Source organism: Citrobacter sp. S39 (assembly GCF_009495675.1).
Classification (GTDB): Bacteria; Pseudomonadota; Gammaproteobacteria; order Enterobacterales; family Enterobacteriaceae; genus Citrobacter; species Citrobacter freundii.
On sequence record NZ_CP045555.1, the window covers coordinates 881,869 to 894,168 of the forward strand.

A 12,300-nucleotide genomic window follows, 5' to 3' on the forward strand; every position below is an offset into this window, starting at 1 on the left:
CAGAAACAAATTGGGTTTCAGACCATTAAACAGCCTGACTCAGCGCGACGGGAAAAACAGAAGGTCGCTGACAACCGCGAAGGCTATCAGCAAAAAGGGATAGCCTTAGGAGTTGATCCTGGATGACAGGATAATGAGCCAGTATCTACTGGGTGTGTCCAAGGCGAATGTCCTCTTAGCGTAATCGTGCGCGCATGTTACGCCAGCAAAATTTTGACGTCAACACGCAACGAAACGCTAGCCTGGATAAATTACCTGCTCATCAGTAAGGCTAGCAGATCGTTACAAAATAATGATATTTTTCTGAAAGTTATACCGTTTCCAGTCGGGCATAGGCCGCCACCAGCCATTTGATCCCCTGCCCCTGGAACGCGACCTGCAAACGACTGTGCTCGCCGCTGCCTTCCAGATTGACAATGGTGCCCTCGCCAAACTTGGCATGGCGTACGCGCTGGCCAAGCTTATAGCCGGTATCGTTTTCCGCCATTGGCGTGCCCATTCGCTGATGGCTTACCGGGCGGCTGACCGTGGCGCGCAGACGTACCTCTTCAACACACGCTTCCGGTAGTTCACCAATAAAGCGCGACGGGCGATGGTAAACCTCTTTGCCGTACAGACGACGCGTTTCGGCGTAGGTCAGCGTCAGCTTTTGCATCGCGCGGGTCACGCCGACGTAGGCCAGGCGGCGTTCCTCTTCGAGACGTCCGCCTTCGTCCAGCGACATCTGGCTGGGGAACATGCCTTCTTCCATGCCGACGATAAACACCTGCGGGAACTCCAGACCTTTCGCCGAGTGCAGGGTCATCAGCTGAACCGCATCCTGCCAGGTATCCGCCTGCCCTTCGCCCGCCTCCAGCGCGGCGTGAGACAGGAACGCCTGCAGCGGCATTAAGTCTTCATCTTCCTCGTTGTAGCTGAACTGGCGCGTTGCCGTCACCAGTTCGTCTAAGTTTTCGATACGCGTCTGGCCCTTCTCGCCTTTTTCCTGCTCGTACATCATGCGCAGGCCGGAGTCTTTAATCACCCGGTCAGTTTGCACGTGCAACGGCATATCGGCGGTCTCCTGGGCCAGGGCGTCAATCAGCTCCATAAAACGCTGTAAGGCGCTGGCAGCGCGCCCCGCGAGGGCTTTTTCCTGCAACAGCTCACGACAAGCCTGCCACAACGTTAGCTGGCGGTCACGGGAGGTCTGACGCACCACATCTAAAGTACGATCGCCAATCCCGCGGGTCGGTGTATTCACCACGCGCTCAAATGCGGCGTCGTCATTGCGATTAGCGATCAGGCGCAGGTAAGAGAGCGCATCTTTGATTTCCTGGCGTTCGAAGAAGCGCATCCCGCCATAAATCCGATACGGCATGCTGGCCTGTAACAACGCCTCTTCCAGTACGCGCGACTGGGCGTTGCTGCGGTACAGAATAGCGCATTGTTCAAGTGCGCCGCCGTTGTCCTGCCAGGTCTTGATGCGGTTAACCACAAAACGCGCTTCATCAAGTTCGTTGAACGCGCAGTAAAGCGAGATCGGTTCACCGTCGACACCGTCGGTCCACAGCTTTTTACCCAGACGCCCGTTGTTGTTCTCAATCAGGGCGTTAGCTGCGCTGAGGATATTGTTGGTCGAGCGGTAATTCTGCTCCAGACGAATGGTTTCTGCACCCGGGAAATCGGTGAGGAAGCGCTGGATGTTTTCCACCTGCGCCCCGCGCCAGCCGTAGATCGACTGGTCGTCATCACCCACGATCATCACTTTACCGGTATCGCCCGCCAGCAGGCGGATCCAGGCGTATTGAATGTTGTTGGTATCCTGAAATTCGTCCACCAGGATATTGGTAAAGCGTTCGCGATAGTGCTGCAGGATATGCGGCTTGTTGAGCCACAGTTCATGGGCGCGCAGCAGCAGCTCGGCGAAATCAACCAACCCGGCGCGGTCACACGCTTCCTGGTAAGCCTGATACACTTTCTGCCAGGTTTGCTCAACCGGGTTGCCATAGCTCTGCAGATGGTGCGGGCGCAGCCCTTCGTCTTTCTGACTATTAATAAACCACATCGCCTGACGCGGCGGCCACTGCTTCTCATCCAGGTTCATCGCCTTGATCAGGCGCTTAAGCAGACGCAATTGGTCTTCGCTGTCGAGGATCTGGAAATCCTGCGGCAGGTTGGCATCCATATGGTGCGCGCGCAGCAGACGGTGCGCCAGACCGTGGAACGTCCCCACCCACATACCGCCCTGGCTGGTTCCCATGATCTGACCAATACGGTGGCGCATTTCCGCCGCCGCTTTATTGGTAAAGGTTACCGCCATAATCGAATACGGCGAGTTGTTCTCTACCGTCAGTAACCAGGCGATACGGTGCACCAGCACGCGCGTTTTACCACTCCCCGCGCCTGCCAGAACCAACATGTTGCTGCGTGGCGCGGCCACAGCCTGGCGCTGTTCGTCATTGAGGCTATCGAGCAGGTAAGAAACGTCCATTGGCACCGCCGGAATCAACAGGGCCCAGCCGGACCCCTGGGAATTTATACAGAGTTGTTGGTGATTATATCAGCGAGGTCAGAGATGCCAACTGTGAAATTTCGATATGCGGCAGCAAACGACTGTCTGCGGTGTGCATCAGGTCGGCATTTTCCGGTTTGATCCAGCAGGCCTGCATACCACAACGGATGGCGCCCGCGACGTCTGTCGTCAGGTCATCACCCACATGCAGGATCTCACCTACAGGCATTTTCAGTTTTTCCGCCGCCAGCGTGTACATGTCGCTGAACGGTTTTGATCGTCCGTCGGGGCCGGCGCGCAGCACAAACTCAAAGTAATCACCCAGGCCAAACAGTTCCGGCTGCGCGTTACCGTTGGTGATCGCCACCAGCGGCCATTTGCGAGCCAGCGCTTTCAGCGTGTCATGCGTCGTCTGTGGGACTTCAATGCGGCTACGCCATTTGGCAAAATTCATCATCGCCGCATTCGCCCCCATTCTGGCTTCTGCCGCTGACAAACCCGCCTCCAGCATAGCGCGTTCTACGGCCCGGTGACGCCATTGGGTAACATCGTGATAGATTTCCGGCTCGGCGTCGCGAACGGCCTGACGCAAGCGCTGTAGGTCGCTATTTTGCAGCGAATTCAACGCCGGATGGTAATTCTGTACAAACGCGAGCGCTTCCTGCTCGGTGCGTGTGATAACGGGACGGTTATCGTAAAGGGTGTCATCAAGGTCAAAGGTGAGCGCAGAAATGCGCCCCAAAGGCCGGTAAAAACGCATTATTTCCCCCGTTTGGCGCGCGGATGCGCCGCATCGTACACTGAAGCCAGGTGTTGAAAATCAAGATGGGTATAGATTTGAGTTGTGGAGAGATTGGCATGACCCAATAACTCCTGCACTCCGCGCAGATCGCCGCTCGACTCCAGCATATGCGTCGCAAAGGAGTGGCGTAATTTGTGGGGATGTACGTGGCTGTTCAGCCCCTGCTTGATACCCCATTCAGCAAAGCGTTTCTGCACGTTACGCGCCGAGATGCGTTTGCCCAGTTTTGACAGAAATAGCGCATCGTCATCGCTGCCAAATAGCCCGCGTAGATCCAGCCAGTGCTCAATCCACGCCACCGCATTGCGGCCAATCGGCAGGCGACGCTCTTTACTGCCCTTACCCATCACCCACACTTCGCCGGTGTCGAGATCGAGATGTTTAATATCCAGCCCAACCAGTTCAGATAAACGCAGACCCGCGCCGTACATCACTTCCAGCATCGCTCTATCGCGCACGGCAAGGGGGTCGTTGAGATCGATATCCAGCAGACGATTAACGTCGTCGACATCGATATTTTTAGGTAGATGACGCGGTGCTTTCGGCGCGGAAACGCTTTTTGCCGGATTGGCTTTCAGTTCGCCCTGATTAACCAGCCAGTCGAAGAAACTGCGTAACGCGGAGAGACGCAGTGCCAGACTCGCCGGCCCCAGTCCTTTACGACGGCTGCGAACAGCAAAACTGCGGACCATGAGCGCATCACATTGTTGCCAGCTTTGCAGACCGGTCTCTCCAGCTAACGCAATGATGGCATCAAGCTGACGCTGATAATTAAGCAAGGTGATCGGGCTAAGCTGACGCTCAACGCCCAGATAGCGCAAAAAGCGGGCCACATCCTGAGAAAGGGGTGAATCGGTCATACGCGTTCAATCCAGCGCTCCAGCAGCTCCGGCAACATCAGCGAGATTTCCTGCAGCAATTGCGTGCCTTGCCCCTGCTGGTAATGATTAACATCACGACTGCTAAACAGCATCACGCCAAGGGATCCATCCTGCCCGAGCATCGACATCGCGACTGAGCCTATGGCTTTCGCCTCCGGCATCATCACCAGCAATTCAGGACCATTGAGCGGCCCAAGATAGTGCTGCGACTGGCCCAAACGCTGGATACGCAACGGTTCAAAAGCCTGACGGCTTAATGCCAGATGGGTGAATTTTGATGGCGCGCCAAGTCGCCAGCGATCCGGGAACAGACGAACCGTCGCTCCGGCCAGCCCTAGCTCACGCGCCCAGCGATGCAAGCGCATCAGCATGTCGTCAAGACTGCTGGCCGACACCAGCCGGCCTTGCAGACTTAACAGACGATAGAACAAGCTTTCATTGGCGTTGGCTTGTTCCATCAACAACGCCATGTTCTCTTCCAGCACGTTAATATGATTACGCGCCCGCGCCATATGCCATTCCACTAAAGAGACCGTGCCCCGCACTGGGTGCGGAACTCGCATCGCTTCAACGGCCTGGGCATTACGGATAAAAAACTCAGGATTACGTTGCAGATAATCGACGACCGCCCGATCGTCGAGCTCCATGAGCGTTTCCTGTAGTTCTTCCCCTGGTTGCTTCATAAGTGAATAAATCCGTCGTAGACATGTGCCGCCGGGCCAGTCATATACAGCGGATGACCCGGACCTTTCCAGGCGATATCAAGTCGACCGCCCGGTAATTCCACCCTCACTTCTTCTGCCAGCAGCCCCTGCTGGATACCGACTGCAACGGCTGCGCATGCACCGCTGCCGCAGGCCTGCGTTTCACCCGCGCCGCGCTCATAGACGCGCAGTCGGATATGCTCGCGTTTTACCACCTGCATAAATCCGATGTTGGCGCGTTCAGGGAAGCGTTCATGGCTTTCCAGAACCGGTCCCAGTGTTTCTACCGTGGCCGTATCAACATCATCAACCTGAATCACGCAGTGCGGGTTCCCCATTGAAACCACGCCGCACAATACTGTCTGTTCGGCCGCGCGCATAATATAGGTCTTCTCTGCTTTATTAGCGCGAAAAGGAACTTGCGAGGGTTCAAAATTGGGTTCGCCCATATTCACTCGCACCAGCTCGTCGTCGGTTACGGTTAATACCATACGACCATTCGCTGTACTGACGCGAATATCGCGCTTATTGGTCAGCCCTTTCAGGCGAACAAAACGGGCAAAACAGCGGGCGCCATTGCCGCACTGTGACACTTCACTGCCGTCGGCATTAAAAATACGGTAGTGGAAATCCAGCTCCGGATCATACGGAGGTTCAACCACCAGCAGTTGATCAAATCCAACGCCGAGATGTCTGTCGGCCAGGCGGCGGATCAGCTCTGGTGAGAAAAAGACATTCTGCGTTACCGCGTCGACGACCATAAAATCGTTGCCAAGGCCATGCATTTTAGAGAATTGCATCATTCACTCCGTTCACGCGGGTACAGAAATGTAAAATCTATTCCTGCCGTTAGTAATTCACCTGAGAAGGCCCATCACTAATCCCACGATCGTTTTTCTCAGGCGTGGTGGATTGCGATTGCGGCTGAACGCTCTTGGTCGGAGGCGGCGCGGTTTTATCAGCTGGCGGGAAATAGAGCGGGCCTTTTAGCCCACAGCCCGTCAGGCTGAACAGAGTAAAAATGACAGCGAGTGGCTTTAACACGTTTTTCATTATTGATTGCCTGTAAAGTTCATGCTTTCTGTTTTCTATCATCGCAGGAGAAGGCGTAAAAGCAAGAGTTTGGCTAAAAACTGCATCGCGATTTATTCCACGTTATACTGCGGGCATCACGAAAAATAGGATAAGAAAATGAACGACAGTGAATTTCATCGCCTTGCTGACACCCTGTGGATGACCATTGAAGAACGTCTGGATGACTGGGATGGCGACAGCGATATTGATTGTGAGATCAACGGCGGCGTTCTGACCATCAGTTTCGAAAACGGCAGCAAAATTATCATTAACCGTCAGGAGCCGCTGCACCAGGTATGGCTGGCGACCAAACAGGGCGGCTACCACTTTGACCTGAAAGGCGACGAGTGGATCTGCGACCGAAGCGGCGAAACGTTCTGGGATCTGCTGGAACAGGCGGCAACGCAGCAGGCAGGTGAAGAGGTGAGCTTCCACTAAGTGTGATTGCCGGATGCGCTTCGCTTATCCGGCCTGGATATCTCGCGCATTTGGAGGCCGGATAAAGTGTTTACACCGCCATCCGGCACTATGCTTAAGAGAAGTACTGCTGCAACTGCGGCGCGTCGTTGTCCTGATTGACGGGCGGAACAGCGCTAATCGGCTGGGTGCGGAACGGAATCACCTGCGCGCGCCCGTCGGTTTTCACAATCTGATAGAACTGCGGCAGGTTAAAGTTGATGAAGCTGGAGCCGTAGGTAAAACGATCGTGCGACGATGAGTAGAAACGGCTGACGTCGCGTACCAGTTCCTCTTTACTACCTTCGCAGTGGTGATACACCTCAGCCCGATTGCTTTCGTCCAGAATGTAGATATTAAAGCCCTGCTCATCACCCGTTTCTTCGAAAAAGAACTGAATAATCCCTTCACTGGCAAAACCGTCTACCACCGACGGCAGTTTCACATGGTTGGTCTCAACCTGGACGGAAAGCCCGTGCAGTTTGTTATGTGAAATCGCGCCATAGAATTCAATCGCGTTTTCCAGCTTCTGCACCGAGACGTTCAGGCGCTCGAAGAACAATCCCCACGTCTGGCCGGAAACACGTAGCGCTTTGAAACGTCCGGTTTCCTGACGGGTGCTGGAGAGGCGTAATTCAATGCACTCAGACACCAGTTGCTGAACGCGGGTGCGAATTAAACCGCGCAGATGCTGGCTATAGCAGAAAACCTCGACGCTATCTGGCGGCGCGGCATCCTGGTGCATTTTGCCCAGAATCGTTTTTAACGCTTCAATCATCGCCTGCTCGCCGTTGAAGTGCAGCGTACGCACTTCATTCCACGAGTTGCGGTACAGCAGGTCTACGCTACCCACCAGGCATTTTTGCTCTTCACCAAAACTGAAGACGTCCAGCTTACGGAAATCAAAATGCACCACCTGATTGCGAAACGCTGCCGTCGGGTCATATTCGAGGTTAACGATAATCGCCAGATGGCGAATTTCGCATGGGCTATAGAGCGCTTTCGGCGTTGGCGCAGGCAGTCGCAGTGGGAAGTGGTGCGACACGTCGGCGACCATTTCCTGCAGCTTCGGCAAATCAACAATGCCGTTGCCCTTAATAAACAAATGCGTACGCGAGGTCAGCAAGCCATTGAACCAGGCCCACGCCACCAGCTTGTTGAGATAGCGGTTATATTCCAGCGGCTGATGGCTGATGATCGAGTCCATGTTAGGCGCGCGGTTGTAGAGATACCAACCCGAACGGTTGGCACGACCCGGCGGTACATGGATAAAGGTCAGATTCGGTTCCGAGAGATCCGGAGATATCTGCGGGTTCACCAGCGTGACCTTACCCGGCAACGCTTCAAACGCAGCATACAGCTTACGGGTCAGCACACCGATATCCTGCGGACTGGCGCTGACGCTGAGGTTATTGCGCCGCGCAAAGCGGATCAGGTTACGATAGCTCTGCATCATCGCATCGAGCAGTTCGTTATGCGCTTCACGTACCTGGTCAATCTTCCAGTTAGCGCGGTTATCCAGCATGGTCAGACGAGTGTCATCCCAGCCCCACTCTTTCACTAACTGACTTAATACTTCACGACGCCAGCCCACGCAGGCGCGCTCACGGCTCAGTTTCTCGCACACTTTTAAGTAGAAACATCGACGTACTAAATCCAGGCGCGTCGGATCTTCGATCGCCGTGAGGTACTCGGTAACGCGCTCCAGCATCATGCAGTAAGGGTCGAGACCAAAAGAGACGATCTCGCCATCATGCAAGCGCTGTTTAATGTCTTTCGCCAACAGGCGTGGGTTGGGATATTCCCAGGAATAGGCTTCCAGCAACAGCGTTTTCAGCACCGCTTTGTACGGGGAGTCGATACTCTTGTACAACTGCCAGAGGCTGGCGCCAAAGTACTCTTCGGCGGAAAGCGAACTGAGTCCGCCGAGATCCAGCCATTCGTTTGGCGTTAACACCCCCTGTGCGTAGAGCGTCATGACGTAATCGTCGTAGTGCTCTTCTTCGTCGCCCGGCACCATATTCCACAGAATACGTTTACCCGCGAGGCGCACAGCGGTGCGATAGAATTCATCCAGCAACAGGATATGCTGCGTCGAGCCACAGTCTTCACCACCCAGACTGCCGCTTTCATTGTGACGGAAACGGTTTTCGTCAATCAGGAAGAAACTGACTTCCACGCCCAACGAGGCCGCCCAGCTTTCCAGCAGGCTACATTTACGCTGCAGCAGTTGGCGCTCTTCGCTATCCAGCCAGGATTGATGGCAGACCCAGATATCAAGGTCAGACGAACAACTTTGCCCTACCGAAGAGGTACTGCCCATCGAGTAAACGCCGGTGATCGGCAGTTCGCCCTTCGGCGGGTCCTGCGGCGACATACCGCGGTACAGTTCCAGTTCGTTCAGGTAGTGGCGTTGGGTTTCATCAGGCGTGTAAAGGCATATGCCTTTGGGAACGTTACCATCAAGGTAACCCGGCATCAGCGGATGGTGGTAGTGCAATAATGTCGGCAGCAGACTGTATACCTGCTGGAAAGCAGGTCCCATGGCAGCAAGCGCGCGATCCACACGCAGTTGATTTATGGCATCCAGTCTCTGTTTCAGAGTCTCAATATAGAGGTACAAGACGTATCGCCTGATGTTGCATCCGTCATGGCGTCGATAGCGGCGGCGCAAACGCTCACCACCCTCGTCATCAGTCCGGATAAACCGTATGTCAAAAATAACCGTTACCTTTTTCCCCTGCACTTTTATTAGTTACAGATGAAAAAATGGTCTAAAACGTGATCAATTTAACACCTTGCTCATTGACCGTAAAGAAAGATGCGCTACATACCAGTGTAGCACCGTTCGTTACGTGTAAATTCCTTCATACGGTCGGGAGGTTTTTCTCGTCATTATTCACTGACAGTGATGATGCAGCGCCTTTCCTCTCACTTACGTTTGAGCGTAACGCTGACATCCCTTTGATAAGGATGTTAGGATGGTCAATGATTGATAATGACGGTAACAAGCATGTTAGACAATGTTTTGAGAATTGCCACACGCCAAAGCCCCCTTGCGCTCTGGCAGGCACATTATGTCAAAGACGCCTTAATGGCAAACCACCCAGGTCTGATCGTGGAACTGGTTCCTATGGTAACCCGTGGCGATGTGATCCTTGATACCCCGCTGGCGAAAGTCGGAGGGAAAGGGTTGTTTGTTAAAGAGCTGGAAGTCGCGCTGCTGGAAAAACGCGCCGATATCGCCGTGCATTCCATGAAGGATGTGCCGGTTGAATTCCCTGACGGTCTTGGACTGGTCACCATTTGCGAGCGAGAGGATCCGCGTGATGCTTTCGTCTCAAATAAGTACAACACGCTGGATGAACTCCCCGCAGGCAGCATCGTTGGGACATCCAGTTTGCGTCGCCAGTGCCAGTTGGCGAAGCGTCGCCCGGATCTCGTCATCCGTTCGCTGCGCGGCAACGTAGGCACGCGCCTCAGCAAACTGGATAACGGCGATTATGACGCCATTATTCTGGCGGTCGCTGGATTAAAACGTTTAGGTCTTGAGTCGCGAGTCCGTACCGCTCTGCCGCCGGAAGTCTCCCTGCCCGCTGTCGGACAAGGCGCAGTAGGCATAGAATGTCGACTGGATGATATGCGCACTCAGGCGCTGTTAGCGCCGCTCAACCATGAAGAAACCGCGCTACGCGTCAAAGCAGAACGCGCCATGAACACCCGCCTGGAAGGGGGATGTCAGGTACCTATTGGTAGCTATGCCGAAATCATCGACGGTGAGATTTGGCTACGTGCGCTGGTCGGCGCGCCAGACGGTTCACAGATGGTATGCGGAGAACGTCGCGGCACCACACAGGATGCCGAACAGATGGGCATCTCTCTGGCAGAAGAACTGCTGGAGAACGGTGCGCGCGCCATTCTGGCTGAAGTTTATAACGGAGAAGCACCCGCATGAGTATTCTGGTCACCCGCCCGTCTCCCGCTGGGGAAGAGTTAGTGAGCCGTCTGCGCACACTGGGGCAGGTGGCCTGGAGTTTTCCGCTCATCGAGTTTTCACCTGGTCGGGAACTGGCAACGCTTGCTTCCCGACTGTCGGCGCTGACGGAGAACGATCTGGTCTTCGCCCTCTCGCAGCACGCCGTTACCTTTGCAGATGCCGAGCTTCAGCAGCAAGAGAAAAGCTGGCCATCCCTTCCGCAATATTTTGCCATTGGCCGTACAACGGCGCTGGCGCTGCATACTGTTAGCGGCTTCAATATTCACTACCCTCTGGATCGGGAAATTAGCGAAGTCTTGCTACAATTACCTGAATTACAAAATATTGCGGGAAAACGCGCGCTTATATTACGCGGCAACGGTGGCCGTGAGCTGATAGGTGAAACCCTGACGGCACGCGGAGCCGATGTCGATTTTTGTGAATGTTATCAACGCAGTGCAAAATATTACGATGGTGCAGAAGAAGCGATGCGCTGGCAATCCCGTGGCGTAACCACGGTGGTTGTCACTAGCGGAGAGATGCTACAACAGCTCTGGACGCTCATTCCACAGTGGTATCGTGAGCACTGGTTACTACGCTGTCGGCTGCTGGTCGTCAGTGAGCGTCTGGCGCACCTCGCCCGGGAACTGGGCTGGCAAGATATTAAGGTCGCTGATAACGCCGACAACGATGCGCTACTACGCGCATTACAATAACTCTCATAATGGGATGCCATAATGACGGAACAAGAAAAATCCTCCGCCGTGGTTGAAGAGACCAGGGAGGCCGTGGAAACCACGTCACAGCCAGTTAATACTGAAAAAAAGAGTAAGAACAGCACGGCGCTGATTCTGAGCGCTGTGGCGATTGCTATTGCGCTGGCAGCAGGCGTTGGGCTGTACGGCTGGGGGAAACAACAGGCAACAACACAAACGGCAACCAGCGATGCGCTGGCGAACCAGCTGACGGCACTGCAAAAAGCGCAGGAAAGCCAGAAAGCTGAGCTGGAAGGTATTATTAAACAGCAGGCAACGCAGCTGGATGAAGCCACTCGCCAGCAGGCCGCGCTGGTCAAACAGCTTGATGAAGTCCAGCAAAAAGTCGCCACCATCTCCGGCAGCGATGCTGGAACATGGCTGCTGGCGCAGGCTGATTTCCTGGTGAAACTGGCTGGTCGCAAATTATGGAGCGATCAGGACGTCACTACCGCCGCGGCGCTGCTGAAAAGCGCCGATGCCAGTCTGGCAGATATGAACGACCCGAGCTTAATTACCGCGCGACGTGCGATTACTGACGATATCGCGAGCCTCTCCGCGGTGACTCAGGTCGACTATGACGGCATTATCCTGAAAGTGAATCAACTCTCTAATCAGATCGATAACCTGCGTTTGGCCGACAACGACACCGACGATTCACCGATGGACTCGGACAGCAGCGAGCTTTCCAGCTCGATTAGCGAATGGCGCGTCAATCTGCAAAAAAGCTGGCAGAACTTTATGGACAGCTTTATCACCGTGCGCCGTCGTGATGAAACTGCCGTACCGCTGCTGGCACCGAACCAGGACGTTTACTTACGTGAAAATATCCGTTCCCGCCTGTTAGTAGCGGCCCAGGCCGTGCCGCGTCATCAGGAAGAGACATACCGCCAGGCGCTGGAAAATGTCTCCACATGGGTGCGTGCTTACTACGACACCGACGATGCAGCGACCAAAGCGTTCCTTGAAGAAGTAGACCAACTGAGCCAGCAAAGCATCAGTATGGATGTCCCGGAAACGCTGCAGAGTCAGGCTATTCTCGACAAGTTAATGCAGACCCGCGTACGTAATTTACTGGCGCAACCTGCCACAGCACCGGTAGCAGCAGCGCCAGCGCCTTCGACAGACGCTCCGGCAACCGCGCCGCAAGGAGAATAA

The 12,300-nt window shown here is 54.7% G+C and carries 12 protein-coding genes; 4 read left to right on the forward strand and 8 right to left on the reverse strand.

All coding sequences use genetic code 11. The features are described 5' to 3' along the window. Positions 1–105 precede the first annotated feature (105 nt). From ysgD to GFB57_RS04100, 7 genes are all read right to left on the reverse strand, one after another. On the reverse strand, positions 106–162 hold the full coding sequence (ysgD, locus tag GFB57_RS04070; protein WP_212723238.1) for a YsgD/CorL family protein: 57 nt from the start codon (positions 160–162) through the stop codon (positions 106–108). A 148-nt stretch (positions 163–310) separates the two neighbouring features. After that, positions 311–2,473: a DNA helicase II gene (gene uvrD, locus GFB57_RS04075; protein WP_003017922.1), complete on the reverse strand. Its 2,163-nt coding sequence runs from the start codon at positions 2,471–2,473 to the stop codon at positions 311–313. Between the two features lie 64 nt (positions 2,474–2,537). Further along, entirely contained in the window at positions 2,538–3,254 is a 717-nt protein-coding gene (yigB, locus tag GFB57_RS04080) for a 5-amino-6-(5-phospho-D-ribitylamino)uracil phosphatase YigB (protein WP_003017925.1), read from the reverse strand. Beyond that, on the reverse strand, positions 3,254–4,156 hold the full coding sequence (gene xerC, locus GFB57_RS04085; RefSeq protein ID WP_003017928.1) for a tyrosine recombinase XerC: 903 nt from the start codon (positions 4,154–4,156) through the stop codon (positions 3,254–3,256). Before xerC ends, yigB begins: the two co-directional genes overlap by 1 nt. Further along, positions 4,153–4,860, reverse strand: a complete 708-nt coding sequence (locus GFB57_RS04090) for a DUF484 domain-containing protein (protein WP_003017931.1) — start codon at positions 4,858–4,860, stop codon at positions 4,153–4,155. Before GFB57_RS04090 ends, xerC begins: the two co-directional genes overlap by 4 nt. Then, a complete protein-coding gene (dapF, locus tag GFB57_RS04095; protein ID WP_003017933.1) occupies positions 4,857–5,681 on the reverse strand; it encodes a diaminopimelate epimerase in 825 nt (274 codons plus the stop codon). Before dapF ends, GFB57_RS04090 begins: the two co-directional genes overlap by 4 nt. 49 nt (positions 5,682–5,730) lie before the next feature. Further along, positions 5,731–5,934, reverse strand: a complete 204-nt coding sequence (locus tag GFB57_RS04100; protein WP_003017937.1) for a lipoprotein — start codon at positions 5,932–5,934, stop codon at positions 5,731–5,733. Positions 5,935–6,072: 138 nt separating this feature from the next. Between GFB57_RS04100 and cyaY the strand changes: the two genes are divergently transcribed. Continuing rightward, positions 6,073–6,393 carry an iron donor protein CyaY gene (cyaY, locus tag GFB57_RS04105; RefSeq protein ID WP_003017943.1) on the forward strand — a complete coding sequence of 107 codons (321 nt, stop codon included), beginning with the start codon at positions 6,073–6,075 and terminating at the stop codon, positions 6,391–6,393. 94 nt (positions 6,394–6,487) lie between these two features. On the opposite strand, the gene cyaA is transcribed toward cyaY, so the two are convergent. Continuing rightward, complete coding sequence (gene cyaA / locus GFB57_RS04110; RefSeq protein WP_003017946.1) at positions 6,488–9,034, reverse strand: class I adenylate cyclase; 2,547 nt, start codon at positions 9,032–9,034, stop codon at positions 6,488–6,490. A 390-nt stretch (positions 9,035–9,424) separates the two neighbouring features. On the opposite strand from cyaA, the gene hemC reads away from it, so the two are divergent. Genes hemC through hemX form a run of 3 tightly spaced genes read left to right on the forward strand, consistent with a single transcriptional unit; the run spans position 9,425 to position 12,300 of the window. Further along, positions 9,425–10,366 carry a hydroxymethylbilane synthase gene (gene hemC / locus GFB57_RS04115; RefSeq protein ID WP_003017949.1) on the forward strand — a complete coding sequence of 314 codons (942 nt, stop codon included), beginning with the start codon at positions 9,425–9,427 and terminating at the stop codon, positions 10,364–10,366. Continuing rightward, the gene (hemD, locus tag GFB57_RS04120) at positions 10,363–11,103 is read left to right on the forward strand and encodes a uroporphyrinogen-III synthase (RefSeq protein WP_003017952.1); all 741 of its coding nucleotides are present in this window, start codon (positions 10,363–10,365) and stop codon (positions 11,101–11,103) included. Before hemC ends, hemD begins: the two co-directional genes overlap by 4 nt. A gap of 21 nt (positions 11,104–11,124) precedes the next feature. Continuing rightward, the gene (gene hemX / locus GFB57_RS04125; RefSeq protein ID WP_003017955.1) at positions 11,125–12,300 is read left to right on the forward strand and encodes a uroporphyrinogen-III C-methyltransferase; all 1,176 of its coding nucleotides are present in this window, start codon (positions 11,125–11,127) and stop codon (positions 12,298–12,300) included.

Coding starts and splice junctions, on each gene's coding strand:
- uvrD (WP_003017922.1), bottom strand. CDS start 2,473: ATGGACGTTTCTTACCTGCTCGATAGCCTCAATGACGAACAGCGCCAG.
- yigB (WP_003017925.1), bottom strand. CDS start 3,254: ATGCGTTTTTACCGGCCTTTGGGGCGCATTTCTGCGCTCACCTTTGAC.
- xerC (WP_003017928.1), bottom strand. CDS start 4,156: ATGACCGATTCACCCCTTTCTCAGGATGTGGCCCGCTTTTTGCGCTAT.
- GFB57_RS04090 (WP_003017931.1), bottom strand. CDS start 4,860: ATGAAGCAACCAGGGGAAGAACTACAGGAAACGCTCATGGAGCTCGAC.
- dapF (WP_003017933.1), bottom strand. CDS start 5,681: ATGCAATTCTCTAAAATGCATGGCCTTGGCAACGATTTTATGGTCGTC.
- GFB57_RS04100 (WP_003017937.1), bottom strand. CDS start 5,934: ATGAAAAACGTGTTAAAGCCACTCGCTGTCATTTTTACTCTGTTCAGC.
- cyaY (WP_003017943.1), top strand. CDS start 6,073: ATGAACGACAGTGAATTTCATCGCCTTGCTGACACCCTGTGGATGACC.
- hemC (WP_003017949.1), top strand. CDS start 9,425: ATGTTAGACAATGTTTTGAGAATTGCCACACGCCAAAGCCCCCTTGCG.
- hemD (WP_003017952.1), top strand. CDS start 10,363: ATGAGTATTCTGGTCACCCGCCCGTCTCCCGCTGGGGAAGAGTTAGTG.
- hemX (WP_003017955.1), top strand. CDS start 11,125: ATGACGGAACAAGAAAAATCCTCCGCCGTGGTTGAAGAGACCAGGGAG.